At 54.6% G+C, this 22,851-nt stretch carries 20 protein-coding genes, 1 tRNA gene and 1 riboswitch; of the genes, 8 read left to right on the top strand and 13 right to left on the bottom strand.

Annotated elements, in window-relative coordinates; genetic code table 11:
* Window positions 1-53: 53 nt before the first annotated feature.
* Window positions 54-665: a glutathione S-transferase family protein gene (locus OKX01_RS12115; RefSeq protein WP_094197216.1), complete on the bottom strand. Its 612-nt coding sequence runs from the start codon at window positions 663-665 to the stop codon at window positions 54-56.
* 235 nt (window positions 666-900) lie between these two features.
* On the opposite strand from OKX01_RS12115, the gene purB reads away from it, so the two are divergent.
* Entirely contained in the window at window positions 901-2,277 is a 1,377-nt protein-coding gene (purB, locus tag OKX01_RS12110; protein WP_249459723.1) for an adenylosuccinate lyase, read from the top strand.
* 99 nt (window positions 2,278-2,376) lie between these two features.
* On the top strand, window positions 2,377-2,829 hold the full coding sequence (locus tag OKX01_RS12105; protein WP_125276580.1) for a c-type cytochrome: 453 nt from the start codon (window positions 2,377-2,379) through the stop codon (window positions 2,827-2,829).
* 119 nt (window positions 2,830-2,948) lie between these two features.
* Here the strand turns inward: OKX01_RS12105 and OKX01_RS12100 are convergent, their stop codons facing one another.
* The 5 genes from OKX01_RS12100 to OKX01_RS12080 all read right to left on the bottom strand — a co-directional run bounded on the left by OKX01_RS12100 (window position 2,949) and on the right by OKX01_RS12080 (window position 6,434).
* On the bottom strand, window positions 2,949-4,190 hold the full coding sequence (locus OKX01_RS12100; RefSeq protein ID WP_094197213.1) for an ammonium transporter: 1,242 nt from the start codon (window positions 4,188-4,190) through the stop codon (window positions 2,949-2,951).
* 14 nt (window positions 4,191-4,204) lie between these two features.
* Window positions 4,205-4,543 (bottom strand): P-II family nitrogen regulator, encoded by a 339-nt coding sequence (gene glnK, locus OKX01_RS12095; RefSeq protein ID WP_009456229.1) that lies wholly within the window; start codon window positions 4,541-4,543, stop codon window positions 4,205-4,207.
* Between the two features lie 566 nt (window positions 4,544-5,109).
* Window positions 5,110-5,232 (bottom strand): hypothetical protein, encoded by a 123-nt coding sequence (locus OKX01_RS12090; protein ID WP_257502692.1) that lies wholly within the window; start codon window positions 5,230-5,232, stop codon window positions 5,110-5,112.
* Between the two features lie 199 nt (window positions 5,233-5,431).
* Window positions 5,432-5,507 (bottom strand) — tRNA-Lys (locus tag OKX01_RS12085).
* A gap of 75 nt (window positions 5,508-5,582) precedes the next feature.
* Window positions 5,583-6,434: a neutral zinc metallopeptidase gene (locus OKX01_RS12080; protein WP_094197212.1), complete on the bottom strand. Its 852-nt coding sequence runs from the start codon at window positions 6,432-6,434 to the stop codon at window positions 5,583-5,585.
* Window positions 6,435-6,699: 265 nt separating this feature from the next.
* Between OKX01_RS12080 and OKX01_RS12075 the strand changes: the two genes are divergently transcribed.
* On the top strand, window positions 6,700-8,346 hold the full coding sequence (locus OKX01_RS12075; RefSeq protein ID WP_094197211.1) for an ABC1 kinase family protein: 1,647 nt from the start codon (window positions 6,700-6,702) through the stop codon (window positions 8,344-8,346).
* A 152-nt stretch (window positions 8,347-8,498) separates the two neighbouring features.
* Here OKX01_RS12075 and OKX01_RS12070 read toward each other — a convergent pair whose 3' ends face one another.
* Both OKX01_RS12070 and OKX01_RS12065 read right to left on the bottom strand, forming a co-directional pair.
* Entirely contained in the window at window positions 8,499-9,197 is a 699-nt protein-coding gene (locus OKX01_RS12070) for a cytochrome b/b6 domain-containing protein (protein WP_108727702.1), read from the bottom strand.
* Between the two features lie 78 nt (window positions 9,198-9,275).
* Window positions 9,276-9,788: a hypothetical protein gene (locus OKX01_RS12065; protein WP_125276581.1), complete on the bottom strand. Its 513-nt coding sequence runs from the start codon at window positions 9,786-9,788 to the stop codon at window positions 9,276-9,278.
* Window positions 9,789-10,098: 310 nt separating this feature from the next.
* Here OKX01_RS12065 and ribA point away from each other — a divergent pair, with 310 nt between their 5' ends.
* Window positions 10,099-10,770 carry a GTP cyclohydrolase II gene (gene ribA, locus OKX01_RS12060; RefSeq protein WP_094197208.1) on the top strand — a complete coding sequence of 224 codons (672 nt, stop codon included), beginning with the start codon at window positions 10,099-10,101 and terminating at the stop codon, window positions 10,768-10,770.
* 275 nt (window positions 10,771-11,045) lie between these two features.
* Here the strand turns inward: ribA and OKX01_RS12055 are convergent.
* Window positions 11,046-12,400 (bottom strand): IS3 family transposase gene (locus tag OKX01_RS12055; RefSeq protein ID WP_264671793.1). Its coding sequence is split into 2 segments (ribosomal slippage): window positions 11,046-11,911 and window positions 11,911-12,400, totalling 1,356 coding nucleotides; the frame shifts between segments, so codons are not numbered across the junction.
* A gap of 330 nt (window positions 12,401-12,730) precedes the next feature.
* On the bottom strand, window positions 12,731-13,357 hold the full coding sequence (locus tag OKX01_RS12050; RefSeq protein ID WP_264671792.1) for an FMN-dependent NADH-azoreductase: 627 nt from the start codon (window positions 13,355-13,357) through the stop codon (window positions 12,731-12,733).
* A 125-nt stretch (window positions 13,358-13,482) separates the two neighbouring features.
* On the opposite strand from OKX01_RS12050, the gene OKX01_RS12045 reads away from it, so the two are divergent.
* Window positions 13,483-14,391 (top strand): LysR family transcriptional regulator, encoded by a 909-nt coding sequence (locus OKX01_RS12045; RefSeq protein WP_108727701.1) that lies wholly within the window; start codon window positions 13,483-13,485, stop codon window positions 14,389-14,391.
* On the opposite strand, the gene OKX01_RS12040 is transcribed toward OKX01_RS12045, so the two are convergent.
* Window positions 14,388-15,959: a glycosyltransferase family 39 protein gene (locus tag OKX01_RS12040; protein WP_264671791.1), complete on the bottom strand. Its 1,572-nt coding sequence runs from the start codon at window positions 15,957-15,959 to the stop codon at window positions 14,388-14,390. The two genes, OKX01_RS12045 and OKX01_RS12040, sit on opposite strands and share 4 nt — an antisense overlap.
* Window positions 15,960-16,049: 90 nt before the next feature.
* Window positions 16,050-16,226, top strand: a riboswitch (yybP-ykoY riboswitch).
* A 1-nt stretch (window position 16,227) separates the two neighbouring features.
* On the opposite strand from OKX01_RS12040, the gene OKX01_RS12035 reads away from it, so the two are divergent.
* Window positions 16,228-16,803 (top strand): TMEM165/GDT1 family protein, encoded by a 576-nt coding sequence (locus OKX01_RS12035; RefSeq protein WP_121739168.1) that lies wholly within the window; start codon window positions 16,228-16,230, stop codon window positions 16,801-16,803.
* A 5-nt stretch (window positions 16,804-16,808) separates the two neighbouring features.
* Here OKX01_RS12035 and OKX01_RS12030 read toward each other — a convergent pair whose 3' ends face one another.
* A complete protein-coding gene (locus OKX01_RS12030) occupies window positions 16,809-18,503 on the bottom strand; it encodes a methyl-accepting chemotaxis protein (protein WP_264671790.1) in 1,695 nt (564 codons plus the stop codon).
* Between the two features lie 202 nt (window positions 18,504-18,705).
* Window positions 18,706-19,329: a helix-turn-helix domain-containing protein gene (locus OKX01_RS12025; protein WP_125276587.1), complete on the bottom strand. Its 624-nt coding sequence runs from the start codon at window positions 19,327-19,329 to the stop codon at window positions 18,706-18,708.
* Between the two features lie 904 nt (window positions 19,330-20,233).
* Here OKX01_RS12025 and OKX01_RS12020 point away from each other — a divergent pair.
* On the top strand, window positions 20,234-21,268 hold the full coding sequence (locus OKX01_RS12020) for a PAS domain-containing sensor histidine kinase (protein ID WP_257502672.1): 1,035 nt from the start codon (window positions 20,234-20,236) through the stop codon (window positions 21,266-21,268).
* Window positions 21,269-21,442: 174 nt separating this feature from the next.
* Window positions 21,443-22,720 (top strand): polyamine aminopropyltransferase, encoded by a 1,278-nt coding sequence (speE, locus tag OKX01_RS12015; protein ID WP_108727698.1) that lies wholly within the window; start codon window positions 21,443-21,445, stop codon window positions 22,718-22,720.
* Window positions 22,721-22,851: the final 131 nt, after the last annotated feature.

Here is a 22,851-nt window from a genome sequence, read left to right as displayed (position 1 = left end):
AGACATAAAAAAACCCATTCAAAAGAATGGGCCCTTGCTTGCTGGCGCAACGCTCACTGCGTAGGCGGTAAGGTGCTGGCAAACGAGGGACGCGCTTGGAGTTTTTCATCCAGGCGTTGCAGATTGCCGTACTGCGAGCGCCAGTCCAGCTCAGGAAAGCGCAGGTCCAGATAACCCAGTGCGCAGCCTACGGCAATGTCGGCCAGGCTAAAGCTGGTGCCCATGCAAAAGGACTGGTCACCCAGGGTGTTGTTCATCGATTGCAGGGCAGCGGTGATTTTGCTGTTTTGGCGGTCAATCCAGGCGGGCAGACGTAGCTCTTGGGGGCGGCGATTTTCCACCACGATGGCAACGCAGGCGTCAAGCAAGCCATCGGCAATGGCTTCCCAGCATTTGACTGCAGCGCGATCACGTCCGGCTTGGGGGATCAGGCGGCCGACGGGCGAGAGGGTATCCAGATATTCGACGATCACGCGGGAGTCAAACAAGCTTGCCTGATCATCCATAATCAGACAGGGAACTTTGCCCAGTGGATTGTGTTTCAGAATATCGCTGTCATCGGCCCACACATCCTCCAGAATCAGCTCGTAATCGAGCTTTTTTTCCGCCATGACAACACGCACTTTGCGCGCGTATGGGCTGGTGAGGGAAGCTATAAGTTTCATAAAAAGCTATCAAAAGTTGCAGGCTCAAAAAGTATAGCAGGAACCTATGGGCGAACGCCCCGCAGGCCGGGCCTGACCCTGTCGCTGGAAACAATGTTGGAAAACTGTGGTTTATTCGTCAAAGCCTGGGACTGCCGTCGCTTTCTACCCCCGTGCTGAACGCGTGGCATACGGGTGTCGGCCTGCAATGTTAGAATGCGGGCTGACTTTATTCCCCCTTCTTTTCTGTAGAACGATGCACATAGCCGATACCCTGAGCACTCTGAATGCCTTGTCGCCATTGGACGGGCGTTATGGCAGCCGTACCGCCCCCTTGCGTGGCCTGTTGTCCGAAGCCGCATTCATGTGGCATCGCGTGGAGGTCGAAGTGGCCTGGCTGATCGGCCTGTCCGACGCGGGTCTGCCTGAACTGCCTACTTTCTCTGCCGAAGCCCGCGAGGTACTCAAGAGCCTGGTGCAGAACTTCTCGGAAGACGATGCTGCCCGCATCAAAGCCATTGAACGCACCACTAACCACGACGTGAAAGCCGTGGAATACTGGTTGAAAGAAAAAGTGGCCGACCACGCCGAACTGTCCGCCGCGGCCGAGTTCATTCACTTCTCCTGCACCTCCGAGGACATCAACAACACCTCGCACGCCCTGATGTTGACGCGTGCTCGTGAGCAGGTCATCCTGCCTCAGTTGCAGGAAGTGTGCGATGCCATCAAGGCCCAGGCCCGTCTGCATGCCGAGCAGCCCTTGCTGTCGCGCACCCACGGCCAGCCTGCCAGCCCCAGCACCATGGGCAAAGAGTTCGCCAACGTGGCCGCGCGTTTGCAAAACGCCATTACCGCTATCGCCGCTGTTCAGCCTCTGGCTAAATTGAACGGCGCAACCGGTAACTACAATGCGCACTTCTCGGCTTACCCCGAAATTGACTGGCCAGCATTCAGCAAGAAAGTGCTGGGTGGTTTGGGTCTGACGCAAAACGTCTACACCATTCAGATCGAACCGCATGATTGGATGGCTGCCCTGTTTGACGCGATCGCCCGTGCCAACACCATCCTGCTGGACTTCAACCGTGACGTTTGGGGCTACATTTCCCTGGGCTACTTCAAGCAGCGCCTGAAAGAAGGCGAGATCGGTTCGTCCACCATGCCGCACAAGGTGAACCCGATTGACTTTGAAAACTCGGAAGGCAATCTGGGCCTGGCCAATGCCATGCTGCGTCACCTGTCCGAGAAGCTCCCTATCTCTCGTTGGCAGCGAGACCTGACGGATTCGACCGTGCTGCGTAATCTGGGCGTGGCCCTGGGCTACAGCGTGGTGGCCTACGACGCCTGCCTGCGTGGTATCGGCAAACTGGAACTGAATGCTGCCGCTGTGGATGCGGACATTGATGCTTGCTGGGAAATCCTGGCCGAACCAGTTCAAACCGTGATGCGTCGCTACGGTTTGCCTCAGCCTTACGAACAACTCAAAGCTCTGACACGTGGCCGTGGTATTACCGAGGAAGCGTTGCGCGAGTTTATTGGCGGCCTGGAGCTGCCCGCAGACGCTAAAAACTATTTGCTTGAGTTAACTCCACGCAGCTATCTGGGTGTGGCGGTACAGTTGGCCCAGGCCATCTAAATCCAAACGGCTGTGCTCTTGCACAAGGGCACAGCCAGGTCGGGTTTTTTGAGCCAGTGCTTTATGAAGTGTTTTATGTTTCATCACACAGGAGTTCCCATGAAAAAACTTGCGTTTTTGACTGCCGCTGCCGCTTTGTGCGCCGCGTTTGTCACGCCAGCTACAGCCCAATTCGCCAAGCCTGAGCAAGCGGTGGACTACCGTCAAGCCAGCATGGCCTTGATCGGTTCGCATTTTGGTCGTATGGCTCCCGTCGCTAAAAAGGAAGCTCCTTATGACGCGGCTGCGATCGCCAAGAACGTGGAAGTGCTGACTGTTTTGGCTGCTTTGCCTTGGAGCGCGTTTGGTGCCGGTACTGAAGGCGGCGAGACCAAAGCAGAAGCCTGGAGCGATGCTCAGGGTTTCAAGCAAGCCACAGACGATTTCACCACGGCAATCGACAAGCTGAAAGTGGCTTCCGATTCAGGCGACTTTGATGCCTTCCGTGTGGCTTTTGGTAATGTGGGCAAGTCCTGTAAGACTTGTCACGACGCTTACCGCAAAGAAAAATAAGCAGCCGTTTTGCTTATAAAAAAAGCCCTCGAGAGAGGGCTTTTTCTTTTAGGTTTGTACCTGTGTTTGAAGGGGGCTGTTTGCCTGTGGGCAAGATAGTCAAGAATCATGATGGGATCTCAGTGTTGATAGCCCGTTTCACCGTGGGTGCGGATATCCAGACCTTCGCGTTCATGGTCAGCATCGACACGTAAACCACCGCAGACGACTTTGGCAATCTTGAAGGCAATCCAGGCGGCCACACCGGACCAGACCAGAGTCAGCAAGACGCCTTCGAGCTGAATCCACAACTGCATCCAGATACTGTTGCCAGCAGCGGTGCCGGGACCACCTAGAACAGGTGCGTTGAACAGACCCGTGAGCAACGCGCCCACAATTCCGCCCAAACCGTGAATGCCAAACACGTCCAATGTATCGTCGGCACGCAGCCAGCGCTTCAGAACATTAACGCCCCACAAGCAAGCCAGGGAAGTAATCAAGCCAATGGCCAGTGCACCGGAGGGAGCCACAAAACCGGCTGCTGGGGTAATGCCGACCAAACCTGCAATGGCACCCGAGCAAGCACCCAGCAAGGAAGGATGACCTTTGCTGATCCATTCGCCCAATGTCCAGGCCACAACGCCAATGGCAGCGGCCAACATGGTGTTGAAGAAGGCGAGCGTGGCATTTTCATTGGCAGACAAAGCCGAGCCAGCGTTGAAACCGAACCAGCCTACCCACAGCAGAGCCGCACCAATAAAGGTCAAGGGCAGGTTATGAGGTGGCATGGCTTCACGACGGTAGTTCAAGCGTGGGCCAATCATCCAGGCACCGACCAGACCCGCAATACCGGCATTGATGTGTACGACCGTTCCTCCTGCAAAGTCCAACGCGCCACGGGTGTTGAGCAAACCGCCGTTCTGTCCATCGGCAAACCAGACCATATGGCAGATAGGCAGATAGGCCAGGGTGAACCAGATCACAGTAAAGACCAAAATGGCGGACAGACGGGTACGTTCTGCCAGACTGCCGACAACCAGGGCGCATGTCAGACCGGCAAACGTGGCCTGGAAAGACGCAAACAGCAGTTCAGGCAGGGTGCCCGACATGGAGAACTGTTGGTCAGCGGCAGTAAACATGCCATTGAACAAGACCTTGTCGAAACCACCAATCAAGGGATTGCCAGCGGTAAAAGCCAGCGAGTAGCCATAGATAAACCACAGCACCACCCCCAAACTGAACACCAGCAAGGTTTGGGACAACATGGACAAGGCATTTTTTTGACGCACCATCCCTGAGTAAAACAGGGCCAGGCCCGGCGCGGCCATCATTAGTACCAGAAGCGTGGAGACCAGCATCCACGAGAGATCAGCGTTGTTCATGATGGAGTCTCCGATTACAGGGCTTGTTCATCGCATTCGCCGGTGCGGATGCGGATGACGTGGTCCAGCGGCTGGACAAAGATCTTGCCGTCACCAATACGACCGGTGCGGGCGCTGCTTTGAATGGCTTCCAGAACGCTTTGCAACTGCTCGTCGGGAATAGCCAGTTCAATGCGGATCTTGGGCAGGAAGTCGACTGCATATTCTGCACCGCGGTACAGCTCAGTGTGGCCTTTCTGGCGACCAAATCCTTTGACCTCGGTCAGTGTCATCCCCTGTATGCCCAGATCGGAAAGGGCCTCGCGTATCTCGTCAACCTTGAAGGGTTTGACGATGGCGGTAATTAATTTCATAGGTGTTCCTGAAGTAAACACAGGCAAGCTGGCCTTGCGGATGCAATGGAACACCGAGGGGGGTAGGAGACGGTTGAGAGGGGGCCGACCGGGATGGGTAATCCTGGTGGATGGCTTGAGTGCAACCGGCAGCGCCGGTTTGAGCGACTCTCCGGCTGTCAGCAGGATGTGCGACAGCGCGAACGCAAGTGGTAGGCAAGCGGACCTGTGTTGTAGGTTGAAGAGCAACACAATTCCGGCAAGGCGAGTAAGCTAGCTAGGCACGTGACCCCGGTCTTGCCTAGTCGGTGGGCAGCAAGATAACAGCAGCGCTCTGTGACGCCTGTCTCCGCTCATCTCACCACCGCAGGAACAACGACTATGGAAAAATAATATATGTTGCAACGCAACAAGTGCGCATTGTGTGCATTTTTTTTTTAAATAGTCTTAACTTTGCAACATTTTCCTGCTGCCAAAGCATGATTCAAATGTGGGGCAAGGCGCTGGCAGGGCAGCGACATTTTCCGCGCTGCCCTGGATTGCGCCTACATGGCAGGGGTGCAGGATGCTTGAGTGGGCGGGGTCTGTTAGTTCCTGGCTTTGCTAGGCGGCTCATTGCCCGGGATTTTCTTCGGGTCGGGTTCGGGGTTCGGCGTTTTGCCCGGAGGTGTGGTGTCGGGGGCCTTGGTCGGATCAATGGCAATCAGCATGACAATCTCCTGATGTGATGATCTGTTAGCCTAGCGGGTTTTTGTAGTGGGCGAAGTAAACAACTATGACCAGAAGATGGCTGCGCAAAATTGGGGTAGCGATGTGCTGGATCGATGCGTCCAGACGCAAAAAAACCCGCTGTAGCAGCGGGCTAATTTACGGTGTTGCGGCATGGTGTACCGCAAACAGCAGGATATCTGGTGGGTCGTGACAGACTCGAACTGTCGACCAATGGATTAAGAGTCCAGTGCTCTACCAACTGAGCTAACGACCCCCGTTTCCTGCGAAGAAAATGATTATAGAACGGAAATTATGTAGCGCAAGGACGAGTTACATAATTTTACGTTTATCAGGAAGCGGGATCAGGTCGAGTGAAGGTATCGCACATGTTCAGTTGCCCGGTTTGATAGCCTTGCATGAACCAGGCCATGCGTTGTTGCGCGCTGCCATGGGTAAAAGAGTCTGGAACCACATAGCCTTGAGACTGCTTTTGCAAGGTGTCATCACCTACCGCTTGAGCCGCGTCTAGCGCAGAACGGATATCGCCCGGTTCCAGAATCTGGCGTTGTGCATCGGCGTGATTGGCCCAGATGCCGGCGTAGCAGTCTGCCTGCAGTTCCAGACGTACGGACGCCTGACGGGCTTGCGAGGCCGAGCCGCTGCGACGGGCTTCATCCACACGGCGCATCATGCCCAATTGGTTCTGAACGTGGTGGCCCACTTCATGCGCAATCACGTAGGCAGGGGCAAAGTTTCCCTTGACGCCCATCTTTTGCTCCATCTCGGTGAAAAAGCCCAGGTCTATATAGAGCTTTTGATCGGCCGGGCAGTAAAACGGGCCCATGGCCGATTGGCCTGCGCCACAAGCCGTGGGAGTCGCGCCGCGATACAGAACCAGTACGGGATCGCGGTAGCTGCCATTGGTTTGCTTGGCAAAAATATCGCGCCAGACATCCTCGGTTTCACCCAGGATTTTGGCGATGGTTTGGCCCTGTGTATCCGAGGCGGCAATCGGTTGAGATTGCGGGGCGCTGGTGGGGCCACCGGCCAGGTTCAGCACCACATTGGGGTCGACCCCAAAGTACAGGGCTACCAAGGCCAGCACGATTGTCCCCAAACCGATCTTGCCGCCGCTCAGGCGTGGCCCATTGGCACGGCGGTCCTCGACATTACGGCTGGAGCGAGATTTATCCAGACGCATCACGCTCTCCTTGAATTTGAAAACGTCAATGTACTCTGATTTGCGGGCCAAAGCAGGGGCATTTTCGATTCTTGTCATCTTCTAAAGGGAGGGGGGGCTTTAATTACCCCATCATGACAAGTCTTTGAATTACTTGGGGTAATGCGACTTGTCCAAAGGCTATCCCCGCGCTTGCCCACTGAAAATGTGGATAAGTGGATAAGTAAGTCACCCGGACGCTGCGGTATGCTACTTTTCTCAGGGCGTAGCCTACTGGAGAGCGAGTATGTTGGGAGGAACCTTGTTGGCCTTGCGCGACCATGCGCGCGTGCGTGCCATCGGATCGGTCATTGCTCGATACGGAATCGGGGATGTGATGCATCGTCTGGGTCTGTCGGAGCTGCTGCCCGGTAACAAAACCCCGGTGGCGACAGAAATGCCCGAACGCTCGGCGCCTGAACGTTTGCGACGTGCCCTGGAGGAGCTGGGGCCTACCTTTATCAAACTCGGTCAGATTCTGGCCACACGCAATGACCTGCTGCCTCTGGAGTGGACCCAGGAACTGGAAAAGCTGCAAGGTCATGCCGCGCCGGTGCCTTGGGAGACTATTCGACCCGAATTGGAACTGGCTTTAGGGCAAACCGTAGACCAAGCCTTTGCGCGTTTTGATATCCAGGTGCTGGCCTCGGCTTCTATGGCGCAGGTGTATCGTGCCTGTTTGCGGGACGGTACTGAAGTGGTGGTGAAGGTGCAGCGCCCCGGTCTTGAGTCTTTGATCCAGGCTGATCTGCGTTTGCTGAAACAGATTGCCCGCTTGGTGCAGCAGCAGGGTTTGTTGCCTGAGTATCGCCCCTACGATATTGTGCGCGCCTTGGCCGAAGCCATTGCCGATGAGCTGGACTTTACGCGCGAAGCAGCCAATACCGTGGCTGTGCGCGAGAATATGCAGCCCTTTAAAGACATTGTGGTGCCGCGCGTTTATATGGAGTGGACCAGTGCCACCGTCATGGTGCAGGAGTTTGTGCCCGGAGTCTCACCAATTCAAGAGGCGCAGTTGCAAGCCATTGAAGTGGATCGCCCCTTGCTGGCGCGCCGGGGAGCCTTGGCGTTCTTGCATATGGTTCTGGAGGATGGGCTATTTCATGCCGACCCGCACCCCGGCAATATGATGGCGTTGCCGGGCAATCAGGTCGCCTTTATTGATTTCGGTCTGGTCGGTCATTTGACGGAACGTCGTCGTCAGCAATTGCTGGTTCTATTGCGCGCAATTGTGGACGGGCAGGCCGATGGGGTGGCTACCACCTTGCTGGATTGGTCGGGTGCGGAAGATTTTGATTGGAGCCGGCTGGAAGAAAGTGCCCAGCGCTATGTTGCCCGACAAAGTAGTGGGCTTTTGTCCATTTCGGTTGCTTTGCTGGATTTTATGGCGCTGGCGCGTGAGAACCATTTGATTTTGCCGCCGGATCTGGCTTTGCTGTTCAAGGCTTTTATCACCGCGGATGGCGTATTGAAACGTCTGGACCCGCAATTTGATGTGGTTGAGGTTGCACAACCGGTCATTCTGGCTTTGATGCGTAAGCAGTATTCCCCTCGTCGTGTTTATGCAGACTTGCAACGCAGCTTGCTGGAGTCCCGTCAATTGGCGATGGATGCGCCTCAATTGCTGCGTTTGCTGATGCATCGCGTCCGGCAAGGCAAGATCTCTGCCCGTATTCAAGTCGAGGGTATGCCGCGTCTGGCCTCATCGCTGGAAAAGGCGGCTACCCGTTTGGCCATTGCGATTGTGACGGCGGCCTTTGTATTGATTTTGGGGCCGGTGCTGGTTACACGCGGCCCCGCTTGGCTGGGCCTGACTATCTTTAGCTGGGCCGGTTTATTGGCCGCCGTTCTGGGGCTGGTTCTGGTCTTGTGGGGATTTTGGCGACGGCGCTGAAAATATCGTGAGGCCGTCGCTCTTTGTGCAGAGAGTGTTCAAGCGGCTAGTCACCATCCAGTTTAAAAGACGGCTAGTAAAAATGCGGCTCAGCCCAAACAATCCCCGCATTATCCCCAGGTTTATTCACAGCTTCTGGGGATAAGTCAGGCTTACATAAAGTCGTCCATGCCGCCGCCTACCGGTGCCAGGCCGGTGATCCAGTACACGCCCCAGGCAATCAGTACGGCAATGAGCAGAGCGAGTAAACGGGTTTTCCAGTTGTCTTTGCTGGCAGGTAGCGCAGGTTCACTGGGTACGGGCATGCTGCCCTTGACCATGACGCTGGTTAATTTCTGACCACCCAGGACGCGATATAGGAAAATAGCCAGGATATGCAAGCCGATAATGGCCAGCATGATCCATTCGTTGGCTTTGTGCAGACCGGTCAGGGTTTTGGACCAATCGCTGCTGAGATAGGCCAGAGGGCCTGAGGTAAAGATATCGTCGTTGGCAAACAAACCAGAGATGGCCTGAAAACCAAACACAATCAGCATGACCCAGACCGACCAGGCGCCGACAGGATTGTGGCCTGGGTAGACGGCAGGTTTATCACGCAAATAACGCAGGCTGCGTATCGGATTGGGGAAGAAGTGGCTAAAGCGCGAGTAGTAGCCACCGATCAAACCCCAGACCAGACGAAAGGCCAACAGTCCCAAGGCCAGCAGACCAAAGCGTACGTGCCAGTCCATCCATAGCCCGCCAACTTTGATTGTCACAAAACAGCCCACAATGCTAATGACAAACAGCCAGTGGAACAAACGGGTGGGTAAATCCCAGACGAGTAAAGGGCGGGTTGTGGAGGTTTGCATAGGGAAAATCCGGAGAGACGTAAACACCTGATTATAGTCAGTGTTCCGTTTGAGTCCGCTGCTCCTTGCAGGTTCCCCTTACTGCATAAGTGGACGGCGCTTGCGTAAACTGATTTTGCGCCCATCGTATCGGTATTCGTCGATCATGGTCGGATTGTCCTGGCTGGGTGTTTCCATAATCAGGGTTCGGCCGTGATGACGGACCCGGATTTTGGCGCTGCATGAGCCAAAGGCTGGCGAGACGGTATAGCCCTGGGACGATACGGTGACCCAATGGTAATTGATCGAGCAAGCACCCAGGCCCTTGTCGACTGAAATCAGGGCGGTTTGATTGTTGGCTTGCTTGAAAGCGTAGGGGATATTGATCATCCCTTTTAGCTCTGGCTCTATGGTCTTTGCGTCCAGTTGCAGCCGCGCTTCGTAGACATAATCGCTTTGGCTTACCTGCAGTGTGCCGTAGGGGCTATCCAGACTGAGCTGCGAGGGCGGTTGAGGCCAGGCCTGGCTTGCCGCGCCGTGGGCGACAAACGGTTGCAGGGCTAAAGCAAGCCCAATGACAACGTAGCGGATAAAGACCTTAAGGGCGGGCATGATCAATTAGGGCTGAGGACGATCAGGACTCAGTGAAAAACACAAAGTGCCATAGATCGTCTGTATTTGTAAGTTTCATAACATTTTATGTATTTTCTTGTTGCGTAGAATACCGGATAGCAGAATTTTTCGCTATAAGGATAAGAACATAAGGTGACTATTCCACTCCTGTGTCGTGGGCAAAGAGCGGTAATTAGCCCTGAAAAGCATCATGTCCCAGACTGAAAGAAACCGGCTGAATTGGGCTATCATTGCCAAGTCGCCCCGGATGGGGCCAAGCCGCATTTCTTCGCCGCAGCAGAGACTCATTATGCAATCCACCCCAGATGCCGCACTGGCGTCAGAATCGGGCTCCGCGCTTGCAGCCCAGCAGGCCAAACCCGGTGTTTTACTGGACTATGTCAGCTCCAGCCGTTTGCCCACGCCTTGGGCTGTCTTTCAAATTCATGTGTTTGTAGAGCGCAGCAATCAAAAAGAACACGTCCTATTGACCCTGGGGGACGTGGCCGATGGCCATCCCGTCCTGGCCCGTGTGCACTCCGAGTGTTTGACAGGCGATGCTTTATTTAGCCTGCGCTGTGATTGCGGCCCTCAACTGCAACTGGCGCTGGAACGTATTGCGACGGCTGGCCGTGGCGCCCTGATGTATTTGCGCCAGGAAGGGCGAGGCATTGGTCTGGTGAACAAGATTCGTGCATACAAGCTGCAAGATCAGGGAGCCGACACCGTAGAGGCCAACGAGAAGCTCGGTTTTCCGGCCGATATGCGTCGCTACGATATTTGCAAGGATATGCTCGAGCACGTTGGTATCCAGAAACTACGTCTGATGACCAATAACCCGCGCAAGGTAAAAACCTTGCAGGACATCGGTATTGATGTGGTGGAACGTGTACCGCATCAAATTGAAGGTAATCCCTTTAACGAGGCCTACCTCAATACCAAGCGTTTGCGTTTGGGGCATTGGCTGGAGACAGACGAATAAGCGCGGGGCCAGCCTGACGCCCTGTGAGCGCCTGTACGGGTTCAAGGATCATTGGGCTAAGACTGGACTTGCACGCTTAGGATAAAGGGCCATGCATAGGCCCTTTTTTTGTCGTCGGACCGTCCCAAGACAAAAAGCTCCCCCACGGGGGGCAGCAAGCCGAAGGCGTAGCGAGGGGGCTCTTTTCGTCGTCGGGCCGTCCCAAGACAAAAAGCACCCCCACGGGGGGCAGCAAGCCGAAGGCTGAACTGACCCCATAAAGTTGGACAGTTAAATTAGATGAGCAAGGCCTGATTTCGGTATTGCACCGGGCTCAGGCCTTTTAGCTTTGTTCTGATGCGTTCGTGATTGTAATAGTGGATATATTGACGGATGCCCGTCTGCAGTTGCTCAATGCTCTCGAAGTGGTTCAGGTAGAAGAACTCAGACTTTAGCGTGCCGAAGAAGCTTTCCATCGCAGCATTGTCCAGGCAGTTGCCTTTCCTGGACATGCTTTGTACAACCGCATGCTCATGTAGCAGTTTTCGATACATGGCCTGTTGATACAGCCAGCCCTGGTCGGAGTGCAGTAGCGGTTTTTCCGACAGCTTGAGCCGCGAGAAGGCTTTTTGGAGCATGCTGCCCACCAGGCGGAACACAGGACGCCGTTCCGTGTGCCAGGCGATGATTTCACCGCTATATAAGTCCATGACCGGCGAGAGGTACAGCTTTTGGCCGTTGACATGGAACTCTGTCACATCAGTCACCCATTTTTGGTTAGGCCGCTCGGCTTGGAACTGGCGTTCAAGTAAATTAGGCGCAATTCGACCCACCGCCCCTCGATAGGATCGATATTTCTTGGGCCGCACCAGCGACTGTAAACCGAGCTGCTGCATCAAACGCTGAACCGACTTGTGATTGATCATTTCCCCCGCTTGACGTAACGCGGCTGTTATACGCCGATAACCGTAGCGGCCTTGATGGCGCTCATAGAGCATACGAATCTTCGATTTGATGGCAGCGTACTTGTCCTGTGTACTCATCGCTTTGACATGGTAGTAGAACGTGCTGCGAGATAGCCCCGCCGCTCGTAGCAGTAACCCCAGCGGATAATCTGACCTTAACCCTTGGAGCACTTGCGCTTTTTCACCAGCGCTGCGTTCCGTTCCGCCTCGGATAAGGCCTTCAGTTTTTTTAGATAGGCGTTCTCCGCACGCAAGTACGCCAGCTCTTCAAGTAGCGCTTTTTGCATGCGCGCTTCATCGGGCGCTTCAAGCTTGGATGGGGAAGTTGGGGGCTTCATGGGTCTACCTTTACGACGGGGCGTTAACGCTATTAATCCGCCCTTATCATACTCGCGGCGCCATTTCCCTATAGAACCTGTGCTGCGAATGTCATAGAGCGCTGCAGCATGCCGATCGGATAAGCCCTCGCGCGCGATGTGTTGGAGAACCTTCAGCTTAAATTCCGCGTTGTAAAAGCGGTGCTTTTTCTCTAATCCGGATAGGCCGTGTAGCTGATAGCTCGCAACCCAACGGCGTAGCTGGGAGTGTTCTATCCCATAGGCTGAGACCAGCTCTCGATAACCATTGCTTCCCGACAGATACTGCTCGACCAAGTTGACTTTGAACCGTACATCGTATTTCGTCATGAAAAACACCCCAAAGGTTGGATGAGTGTCCAACTTTTGGGGTGCAGTTCAGGCGTAGCGAGGGGGCTCTTTTCGTCGTCGGGCCGTCCCAAGACGAAAAGCACCCCCTTGGGGGGCAGCAAGCCGAAGGCGTAGCGAGGGGGCCTTTTCCGTCGCCGGGCAGGAATAAGAAGCCGGATGCGACAAAAAACAAAGCCAGACTGGACCGAGGTCGCAGTCTGGCAAGAGCGTAGCGTGCTCAGCCTTGGGAGTTGAAACAACACCAGATTCTGAGCGAGGCCGCGTGACGGCGCGAGTGTTGCGGCCTGATTGACTCGGACCGCGTCTGTTTTAGGCGGTGCTCTTTTCCAGCAAGGCGCTGACACTGGCTTTGGCATTTTCTACAATCTGGTTGCGCAGCTCAGGTGCTTTGCCCAGGCCTTCAGCGTACACAATACGTAGGTCTGTTATGCCCATGAAGCCGAACATCACGCGCAGATAGCTTTCCTGGTGCTCCATGGCCTGGCCTTGCTCCGATTCGGAGTAGATGCCACCACGGCTCAGAACCAGATATACCGTTTTGTCGCCGGCCAGACCTTCTGGTCCATTGCTGGTGTAACGGAAGGTGCGACCAGCTTGAGCCAGACGGTCCATCCAGGCTTTGAGCTGGCTAGGGATGGTGAAGTTGTAGAAGGGGGCGCCAATCACAATGACGTCCGAGGCCAGAAACTGGTTCAGGTATTGTTCGGTGATCGCATTCTCGGCGCGCTGACGTTCGGTCAGGGTGGCAGGGTCCAGGCCCAGGCGTATGCCCAGGGAGTCAGCCGAGAAGTGAGGGGGCGGGTTCAGGGCCAGATCGATATGCTCCACTTGGACTTGATCGTTTTGCTGGCGCAGTTGATCAACCACAAATTGTGAAAGTTCGCGGGAGACGGAGTTGGCGCCGGTGATGCTGGAGTCTACGTGTAGCAGTTTCATGATGTCTGTTGTCCAAAGCGATGAAGGAATGGTGTCATTATGTTTGATGCTCATACCTTTGATAAGCCGGCTTTTCTGAGAAAGATTATTCTAATTTTGTTTGTAATTCTGGAAAGCATCCCTGTATGTATGACTTAAATGACATGGTGTTGTTTACCGAAGTGGTGCAGCGCGGCGGGTTCAGCGCAGCCGCTCGGCACCTGGGTATGCCGCCATCGCGCGTGTCGCGGCGTCTTAGCCGCCTTGAAGCCGAAGTGGGTGTGCGCCTGTTGCAACGCACCACGCGTAGCCTGTCTCTGACCCCGGCCGGGGAGGTGTTCCTGCGTCATTGCCAGGCCATGCGCGACGAGGCTGAAGCGGCTTATGCCGCTGTTGCACAAGTGCAGCAAGAGCCGCGTGGTCTTTTGCGTATCAGTTGTCCGGTCACCTTGGCACATACCGTCTTGTCGACCGTGTTCGCCCAATTTCTGATCCGCTATCCCCAGGTTGAGCTGGAGGTGGAGGTCAGCAACCGTGTGGTCGATCCGGTGGCCGATGGAATTGATGTGGCCTTGCGAGTACGCAGCACCCTCAGCGATAGCGCCAGCTATATCGTGAAACGCCTGGGCGAAACCGGAGCGATTCTGGTCGCCCAGCCTAGCTTGCTGGCGCGGTTTGATCCGGTGCGAGGCCCGGCAGATTTGGTTAAATTGCCCACGGTGGCCATGTCGGCTCGGCAAGGTCAAAACGAATGGGAGTTGTACGGTCCCGAGGGAGCCAGCGTGACGGTAACGCACAGGCCACGCTATATGGCCTCGGATTTATTGACCTTGCGTGAGGGGGTAGAGCAGGGCATAGGCGTGGGTATCTTGCCCGACTATATGTGCTGCGATGCCTTGAAAGCTGGACGTTTGGTGCAGGTCCTGCCGCAGTGGGCCCCCTTGCCGGGGATCATTCACGCTGTATTTGCCTCCCGCCGAGGCATGGCCCCGGCGGTGCGGCATTTTCTGGATTACCTGGGTGAGCAACTGCCAGTGCATCACCCGCAGATTTAACCGTCGTGGCCTGCAGTGGCTGTAAAGGGACAACTGCGTTGCGCGGGCAAAATCGCCCAGTTCAGATCAATCATGGGGCTGCGTTCAGAGGACCAGCGCTGTTCGGCCAGCCCCTTGATGGGGGCTTGTTCATACAGTTCGAGCAAGGACTGTGGCGGCTTGCCTCGGGTCTGGATGCTGTAAACAATCAGGGCCCCGCATTGCAAATCCTGCGGCAGTTTCAGCCAGGGCGAAGCGGCAGGATCGGCATCGATAAAGACCATGACGTCCTGGCCTGCATGAACGGCGATATTTCCACCCAGCCAGGTATCCGCTACCACGACCTTTAGGGGGATGCCGGGCATGTGCTCTTTCCAGATGGCCTGCATCTGGGCAGACACCTCGGGGCCGGGGAAGGTGGAGCGAGAATCCCGGCCTGTATACCAGGCCAGTGGACCACGGGCCAAGGCATAGCCCGATGCCAGCAGAATCTGCAGCACGATCACAATAATGGCGATACGGCGCAACTGAATCTTGTCCTGGCCATGCAGGATCCACAAGGCAAAAAAGCCATACAGCACAAAGAACGTCGTGGCCCAAGAGGCCACCAGACGGGTGCCCATAATGGCTGAAATCAAGACTGTGCTGATCATGGGGGTCAGGCCTACCCATAGCACAAACTGCTTATCGCTGCGGGAAATCGCATCGGCATAGCGCTGCTTGTCTTGCAGGGCGGTATCCGACTGAGCCCGCTTTTTCTTGTCCCGATGGTTCCAGATGCCCAGCGCGATCATGGCCACTATCATGGGGCTCAGTCGCCCTAGTTGGTCCAGGCTAAAAGCCAGTAGCTCTTTGTAGGCCTGCCAACGAGTATGCGTTTCCAGCGAGCCATCCATATATCGGAAGGGGGCGAAGTCATGCTTTACCAGCCAGTACAGGTGGGGGGACAAAACCAGTACATAGGCAAGCAGGGCCAGACCCACGCCTACCCAGGTTTGTCGTTGACGCCACATGCCGCTGCGCAGGAAATACAAAAAGAAGGCGGTGAACAGAATAACGGCACTGTATTTGGTGACGGTAGACAGCGCCGCGACTGCGCCCAGCCATAACCAGTCTGCCGGTTTCTGGTCCCGGCTGGCACGATAGAAAAACCAGGTCGCGGCGGTTACGGACCACAGCTGGGCCGTGTTGTGATTAAAAATGGTGCCGCGCAAGGAAAAGTAAATACTGACAGAGCTGATCAGCAAGACCATCAAGGCGCGCTCAGGATTCAGGAACTCGCAGGCCAATTTCCAGATAAACCATAGTCCCAGCACCGAGGCTGTCATGCCTGCTGCAAAGGTCAGCCAGGCCGGGCGTCCGAGCATACTGGTCAAGGCGGCCATCACCCACGAGGGGAAGGGGGGATGTTTCAGATAGCCCAACTCAAAACTGGCCGACCAGACCAGCTCTTCCATGCCGTCCAGGTCAGGCGCTTTGTGGCTAATAGCCATCAAAACGGACCACAACAAAACCATGAATAACAGATACAGCAGCACATAGCGCTGGTAGGTGTCGGATGGGGGAGACGCTGGGGTTTGGGCAATCATGCGTAGGACGAAAGCGTAAAAATAATTAAGTGTACTTCCAGTGCGTTGAAAATCACCGATTGGACAGGCGCACTAATCTGGGCTACGATGCGCTTCGTCATTAGGGAGTAGCCGCTTCGAATGAGCGAAGATCAGCGTCAACATACTTGACCTATACAGGGTCATGGCGCTGGTAGCAACTTAGCCTGGCAAGACTTTTGACCATAGACCTTCGCGTTTGGCCGGGAGGGTTTGTGGTCATTCGTCTCGTATCCGGCCAGGAGTTGTTATGGAAGCGTTGTTTATCTCCACGGGTGTGGTTGCTCTAGCAGAAATTGGGGACAAAACCCAGTTGCTCGCCTTTATTCTCGCAGCCCGCTACAAACGCCCTTGGCCCATTATTCTCGCTATTTTCATAGCAACCTTAGTCAATCACGGTCTGGCTGGTGCCATTGGTGCCTGGGTTCCGGCATTGCTGGATCCTGAAGTGCTGCGTTGGGTGCTGGGTATTTCCTTTCTGGCCATGGCCATCTGGATTCTGATTCCCGACAAGATCGACGATGCCGAGACCACACGTACTCGCTTTGGTGTGTTCGGGACCACCCTGGTCACCTTTTTCCTGGCTGAAATGGGCGATAAAACCCAAATCGCCACGGTCGCTTTAGCCGCTCAATATCAAGAATTCGGTTTTGTGGTGCTAGGTACGACTTTGGGCATGATGCTGGCCAACGCTCCGGCCGTTTTGTTCGGTGAGCGCATCGCCCGCCGTTTGCCTATTCAGTTGGTCCACCGGATTGCAGCCGGTATCTTTGCTGTGCTGGGTGTGCTGGCCCTGTTGGGCGGCACCCAAAGCCTGGGGTTCTAGCATAGCTAGGGGTTGGATACCACTTGCCGTAGTCGGCCTGGATGGGTGGACCTGCGACGAGCGGTATCCATATTCACAATGGGTGCCAGAGTCAAAGGCACAGGCGAGTGGGTAGGCGCGCTTTTTCCATGATTCAGGACACTGATCGCCTCTTGCAACTGTGCACCGTTCTGATTCAACTCTTGAGCGGTTTCGCTCAAATCATGAACCAGAGCGGCATTGTCGGTGGTAATTTGATCCACTTGTTTCAGGGCTTGGGTCAGTTGGCTCAAACCAATGCTTTGTTCACTGGTCGCGGTAGAAATTTCACCCATCAAACCCGCTACTTCAGAGACCGACGTCAGAATTTCCTGCATGGTTTGGCCCGCATGCGCTGCATGATTCGCCCCTTCGGCACTGAGTGTTTGGGTTTGAGTGACCAGTTGCTTGATTTCATCGGCCGCTTGGGCTGCTTGCTGGGCCAACGAACGCACGGCAGACGCGACCACCGCAAAACCTTTACCGGCTTCTCCAGCCCGTGCTGATTCAATCGACGCGTTGATTGACAGGATATTGGTTTGAAAGGCGATGTTGTTGATCATCGAGACGATATTGCCAATATGCTGCGAGCTTTCCAGAATCTGTTGCATGGACGAACTGACCTTCTGAACCGCCTCATTGCCACGACTGGCAATATCAGCACTGCGGCTGGCCAGTTCATGGCTGGCCTTGGCATTGTCTGCCGTTTGCAAGACGGTTTGTCCAAATGAGCTCATGCTGGCGGTAGTCTCTTGCATGGAGGACGCTTGTTCTTGAGTGCGTGCTTCCAGCAAGGCACTATTGTCAGAGAGCTTGCCTGATACCCGCTGATTGTTTCTGCAGCTCTGGTCCACGTCCGTGCTGATGCTCATCAGGCTTTTGCGCATCAGGTCCAGGTTTTGACCCAGTGTCTCCAGGTTTTTGACAGCAGGCCCACGTGTATTGACTGTCAGATTGCCCGCTGCAATTTGTTGAGCGATGTGCGTGGCTGTTTTAAACGATCCCAAAACACGCCGCATCAAGATCGCTTGATAGCCCAAAATTATCAGCGTGCCCACGCCCAGGGAGCTGGCCAGCAGAGTCATGCTTTGCTGTGGCATTTCCGTATTCAGGATCATGGCAATAATCCCGCCGGTAATACCCAGATTCAATATGCCTTTGCGCAGAAAAGCCGCCAGTAAACTGGGGCCAAATAAAAAGCGTAGTCCTGCAAAAGGGCGCTGCCAGCTGCGGACCGTAATATGGCCAGCGCGTATGGCCCGTGAACGATTTCGGCCCTCGCGCAGTTCCTGATAGAACTGTTCAGCGGCTTGAATAGCTTGAGGTTTTGCCCGTACCCGTACCGAGGCAAAGCCGGTTAGTTCACCTTGTTCAATAATTGGGCTGGCATGGGCTAGAACCCAATAAAAACCGCCGTCTTTACGGCGGTTTTTAACGACTCCAACCCACGAACGCCCCTGCTTTAGGGTATGCCACAAATCTGCAAAAACCTCGGGGGGCATATCGGGGTGGCGCACGATATTGTGTGGCTCGCCAATCAACTCCGCCCGACTAAAGCCGCTTACCTCGACAAAGGCCGGGTTTGCATAGATGATGCGCCCGGCCAGGTCAGTTTTGGAGATGAGATATTGTTCGTCCAGCAGCTCGGTTTCGATGCCGGTAATTGGTAGGTTCTTGCGCATAACCTTCCCCTTTATATTTTTGTATCAGCAAAAGACGCGCGATAAACGGATCAATTTCTTGTTGTGAATTTTCGTGAATAGTATCATTTGATCCATTTTTTATGTCTAAAAATAAAAAATTGATAATCAAATGAAAATAATTGTCACAAATGGGTTGAAACTGAAAAAATTGATCCGTGCTGATACAGGGGGAAAGAGGCGCTCAGGAGGGCAGGTACTGGGCGTGGAAGGCTTCGCTGAGCAGTTGCAAAAGCAAGGCGATAGGAATGGGCTTGGCCAGGGCTGTGGCGTTGCCGGGCAGGCCACCGCGTGCGTGAATGTCGGTGGCACTCAGAGCGGAAATGACGTAGATCTGGGTATGTCCAGTTTCGGGGGCGTCCGCCAGGGCTTTGAGCATGGCAAAGCCATCGAGCTTGGGCAAGTTCAGGTCCACAATCAGGACATCGGGGTAGAAATTGCCTGCAGCAATCAGACCTTTGAGCCCATCCTGCTCACAACGCAGTTCAATCGGGAAGGGCAGATGTTCCATGGCCATACGGTAAATAGCCAGCAGATCCAGATCGTCTTCAACGACCAGCACGCGCAGACAAGGCTCATCGTTGCCAACGGGCAGGCTTGAGGGGGTGGGGGCATCGGGTAGTTGCGCATTACCTCGCCCTTGGCGCTCTTGCAAAATGGTTTGCACGGAGTCGCGGTCAATGCGTCGGTGGCCGCCTTGGGTTTTCCAGGCCTTCAAGGTCCCGGCTTCTACCCAAAGTTGTACGGTGCGTACGGACACACCTAGTAAATCAGCAGCCTGCCGAGTGGAGTAAACGGCGTCGTTCATGGAGTCAAAAAAATGAAAGCAGGCCAGACCGGGGTAGTGAAAGAAAGGGCCCCGATGTAGCAGTGCAGAGTGTAGAGACGATATTAGTAAGTACTGAAATACTAATACTGGCAATGGGAAGTGGCCTGTTCATGCCCAGTGATAGGCAGAGTATTTGACACACATGCTTCTAATATCTCCGATTTTCAGATGTTCATGTTTCTTCAGGGAATCACTTTAATCTGGCGGGCCTGTGAACCTGGACTCGCCTTGTTGATTTTACGCGTATCCCTTGTGCTGTCGTGTTACCGGACCTTCCAGTGTAGGCCCTTGAACACACTTGTCCTCTAGCGCAACAAATAGGTGTCTGGGATCGTGGCGGGGCTGCCAAACCAGGAAATCAGGGTGTTTGCACCCTAGTGTTTTTTGTTGGTATTGACCTTGATCCCAGCCTGCCTTTATGAAATAAATAGGAATCTATTTTATGCAAGTCTCCTCGTTTTCTAAAATCAGCGTTGTGCGTCTTATGATACGGCTGTTTGTGATTTTAAGCAGTATGGCGCGTCATTTTGGAGCCAGGTTTTTTAAAATTAATGATACCTTTCCCGCCATTTTTCTTATTGGTAATGAAATAAAGTTATTAGGCAATTGATCGTTTGTTTCACCCAGGCCGATGCAGGATATCGGCGTGTCGATAATCTCATCCCCAAAAAAAGCAGGCGTAGTTTCGGAGCCTGATCTTTGGCGGCATGGCGATTGAGAACGCACTGAGGCAGGCACAGTGCTTGTTTTAGGGCAGAAATAGGGGATTGGCTTGTTGCTCACATTATTTACCAGTTTTTTAATGGGGCAACGCTTGTTTAATCAAGCGAGTGTTCCTAAATGGCCCAGGCTAACTTATGAAAGATCGCATTGTGCGGAGCAAATGCTCGATGCCTTGCCGGATGCGATTGCTATGTTTGATTCCAGCGGGATGCTGCAGGGCTGTAATCGGGCCATGTGCAACCTGTTGGGTATGCCGGAGTTAGTCAATCACACAAATGACTTTCTGGATTTTTTTCAACGTCTTGAAAATGGACTGCAGGCCGATTTAGCGTATTTGCTGCCTGGAATTAGCCAGGCTATTTACCGCGTCCATCATCCCTTTTATTGCATGCACCGGGATGGCGAAGGTGAGCGCCGGCGTGCGCTGGAGTTTCACTCCTATGCTGCGCCAGCTCCCGCTACGGCCACTTTATTGATGATTCGTGATGTCAGCGCACAAATGCAAAAAGAACGGGACCGGGCAGACTGTTTTGCAGTGGCCGCTCATGAAATACGCTCTCCGCTGGCGGCCATCAGCGGCTACATTGAATTGCTGCAGTTAGAGTCCACCCCGTCAGCCTGGGCTGGCAAAATTTACATGAAGTTACGAGAAAAAGTTCGAGGGGTGGATGTGCTGCTCGACGATTTGACGCGTCTAAATCGCATCGAGTATGAAGGGGTTGGCAGCCGGGAGTGGCGCACGTCAGATTTGCGTGCGGTATTGCGCCTGAGCCTGCGCTCTTTCAATGAACAGCGCCACCGTATTTGCCTGGATTTACCTTCGCACAACATGTGGGCCAGAGTGGATGTGGTTCCTTTGCTAGTGGCGCTGCGCAATGCCTTGGAAAATGCCTTGAAGTACTCTGCTGCGGATACGGTGGTGACCTTGCGTTTGCGGCCTGGCCAAACGGGTTGGGCCTGTATCGACGTCCTGGATCAAGGCCCGGGTATTGATCCTCTTTATAAAGATAAGGTGTTTGACAAGTTCTATCGCCTGCCTGGCCAACAGGTGCAAGGCAGTGGTTTGGGTTTGTCCATTTTGCGCTCGATTGTCCAGCATCACGGGGGCAGGGTGTACTTCAAGGATCACCCAGGGGCAGGCGCACATTTGGTCATGGAATTGGTTTTGCTGCCTTCCGCGTCGTATATACCTTAATCTTCCCTAAAATAGGGTTATTTTCATATATTTAAGTTTGATATAAGGTACAATTTGCCCTCTTTTCGATGAAGCGAGGTGATCGCCTTTTCAGGTGCACCTCGCTTTGAAGTTTTTATGTTGCGGTCATCTCGTTGGTAGGGAGCGCAAAATCCGTTAAAGGAGCACACGATTATGCAAGGCTTGCACTTGACCGCAGACCTTTACCAATGTGCATGCAGCCCGGAGCTGCTGATCGATGCCCAGAAACTGGCTGATTTTTGCCGCCAGCAGACGATCGATGCTGGGCTGACGATTGTTGGTGAAGAGTGGCAGGCATTTCCCGAGTTTGAAGGGCAGCCCGGTGGTGTCACCGGTGTCCTGCTGCTGGCGGAGTCTCATTTAGCCATTCATACCTGGCCAGAGCGCGACGGCGTGACGCTGGACGTGTATGTTTGCAACTTCATGCAAGACAACTCAGGCAAGGCGACCCGCCTGATTAACGGTATTGAGCAGGCTTTCAAGCCCGGCCAGGCCCAGCGTAATCGCTTGTGGCGTGGCGAGGCCGATGGCCCGGCTCATGCAGGCGAACTGCTGACGGAAAACCTGAACCAGGATGCCTTGTACGGCTTTCGCTTTACCGAGCGTTTGCTGGAGCGTCAGACTGCTTTCCAGCGTCTGGAGTTGTTGCGGTCTGAAACTCTGGGTACGACCCTGCGCTTGGACGGCTGCATGATGACGTCCGAGGCCGAAGAGTTCTTTTACCACGAGGGTCTGATTCACCCGGCCGCCATGGCACACCCCAATCCACGTCGCGCCTTGATTGTGGGCGGTGGTGATGGTGGTGCCCTGGAAGAACTGTTGAAGTACCCCAGCCTGGAACGAGTCTCCTTGGTTGAGCTGGATGGCGAAGTGATCGAGGTGGCTCGCGAGCACTTGCAGTCTATTCATAAGGGGGCCTTTGATAACCCGCGTGTGCAGATTCAGATTGAAGACGGCGCGAAATTTCTGGCCAATACACAGGAGCGGTTTGATCTGATTTACCTGGATCTGACCGACCCCGAAACGCCGGCTGGTCCTTTGTACACCGCCGCGTTCTTTGAGTCCTGCAAACGCGCGCTGGCAAGCGGTGGTGCTTTGGTCTTGCACCTGGGTTCGCCTTTCCACGAAAGCCAGCAGGTCAAGAACCTGAGCGCATCCCTGGCCAGCGTGTTTGCGCAGGTGCATGGTTACGGTCTGCATATTCCGCTGTACGGTTCTTACTGGGGGCTGGCGATTGCTTCCGACGAGTTGAACCCGCGTGCGTTCTGCGCCGAGCAAATCCAGGAACGTCTGGAACAGCGCATGAGCAGCGAGAATCAGGATTCTCTGCAGTTCTACAACGCTGATCTTCATGGCGCCTTGTTTGCTCTGCCTACTTTCTACCGCCGCCTGATGCCGGTGAACGAGGCCAATCTGGAAGAGGTCTGTTAGGCCGCCCGCGATAAACGGCCAAAGCTTGGCGATCCGCTGACTTTGCTAGAAATGGAGCCCCTGATCTCAAGTAGATCAGGGGCTTTTTTTGTCCGCGATGCTGTCAGTGCGCCATGTGTCGCACTGAGTCG

Source organism: Alcaligenes sp. SMD-FA (assembly GCF_025960365.1).
Lineage (GTDB): Bacteria > Pseudomonadota > Gammaproteobacteria > Burkholderiales > Burkholderiaceae_B > Alcaligenes > Alcaligenes aquatilis.
This window is presented reverse-complemented; position numbering and strand designations above follow the sequence as displayed.

Excerpts from the sequence above, each read along its gene's own strand:
- OKX01_RS12115 (WP_094197216.1), bottom strand. The coding sequence starts at position 665 with ATGAAACTTATAGCTTCCCTCACCAGCCCATACGCGCGCAAAGTGCGT.
- purB (WP_249459723.1), top strand. The coding sequence starts at position 901 with ATGCACATAGCCGATACCCTGAGCACTCTGAATGCCTTGTCGCCATTG.
- OKX01_RS12105 (WP_125276580.1), top strand. The coding sequence starts at position 2,377 with ATGAAAAAACTTGCGTTTTTGACTGCCGCTGCCGCTTTGTGCGCCGCG.
- OKX01_RS12100 (WP_094197213.1), bottom strand. The coding sequence starts at position 4,190 with ATGAACAACGCTGATCTCTCGTGGATGCTGGTCTCCACGCTTCTGGTA.
- glnK (WP_009456229.1), bottom strand. The coding sequence starts at position 4,543 with ATGAAATTAATTACCGCCATCGTCAAACCCTTCAAGGTTGACGAGATA.
- OKX01_RS12090 (WP_257502692.1), bottom strand. The coding sequence starts at position 5,232 with ATGCTGATTGCCATTGATCCGACCAAGGCCCCCGACACCACACCTCCG.
- OKX01_RS12080 (WP_094197212.1), bottom strand. The coding sequence starts at position 6,434 with ATGCGTCTGGATAAATCTCGCTCCAGCCGTAATGTCGAGGACCGCCGT.
- OKX01_RS12075 (WP_094197211.1), top strand. The coding sequence starts at position 6,700 with ATGTTGGGAGGAACCTTGTTGGCCTTGCGCGACCATGCGCGCGTGCGT.
- OKX01_RS12070 (WP_108727702.1), bottom strand. The coding sequence starts at position 9,197 with ATGCAAACCTCCACAACCCGCCCTTTACTCGTCTGGGATTTACCCACC.
- OKX01_RS12065 (WP_125276581.1), bottom strand. The coding sequence starts at position 9,788 with ATGCCCGCCCTTAAGGTCTTTATCCGCTACGTTGTCATTGGGCTTGCT.
- ribA (WP_094197208.1), top strand. The coding sequence starts at position 10,099 with ATGCAATCCACCCCAGATGCCGCACTGGCGTCAGAATCGGGCTCCGCG.
- OKX01_RS12050 (WP_264671792.1), bottom strand. The coding sequence starts at position 13,357 with ATGAAACTGCTACACGTAGACTCCAGCATCACCGGCGCCAACTCCGTC.
- OKX01_RS12045 (WP_108727701.1), top strand. The coding sequence starts at position 13,483 with ATGTATGACTTAAATGACATGGTGTTGTTTACCGAAGTGGTGCAGCGC.
- OKX01_RS12040 (WP_264671791.1), bottom strand. The coding sequence starts at position 15,959 with ATGATTGCCCAAACCCCAGCGTCTCCCCCATCCGACACCTACCAGCGC.
- OKX01_RS12035 (WP_121739168.1), top strand. The coding sequence starts at position 16,228 with ATGGAAGCGTTGTTTATCTCCACGGGTGTGGTTGCTCTAGCAGAAATT.
- OKX01_RS12030 (WP_264671790.1), bottom strand. The coding sequence starts at position 18,503 with ATGCGCAAGAACCTACCAATTACCGGCATCGAAACCGAGCTGCTGGAC.
- OKX01_RS12025 (WP_125276587.1), bottom strand. The coding sequence starts at position 19,329 with ATGAACGACGCCGTTTACTCCACTCGGCAGGCTGCTGATTTACTAGGT.
- OKX01_RS12020 (WP_257502672.1), top strand. The coding sequence starts at position 20,234 with ATGCTCGATGCCTTGCCGGATGCGATTGCTATGTTTGATTCCAGCGGG.
- speE (WP_108727698.1), top strand. The coding sequence starts at position 21,443 with ATGCAAGGCTTGCACTTGACCGCAGACCTTTACCAATGTGCATGCAGC.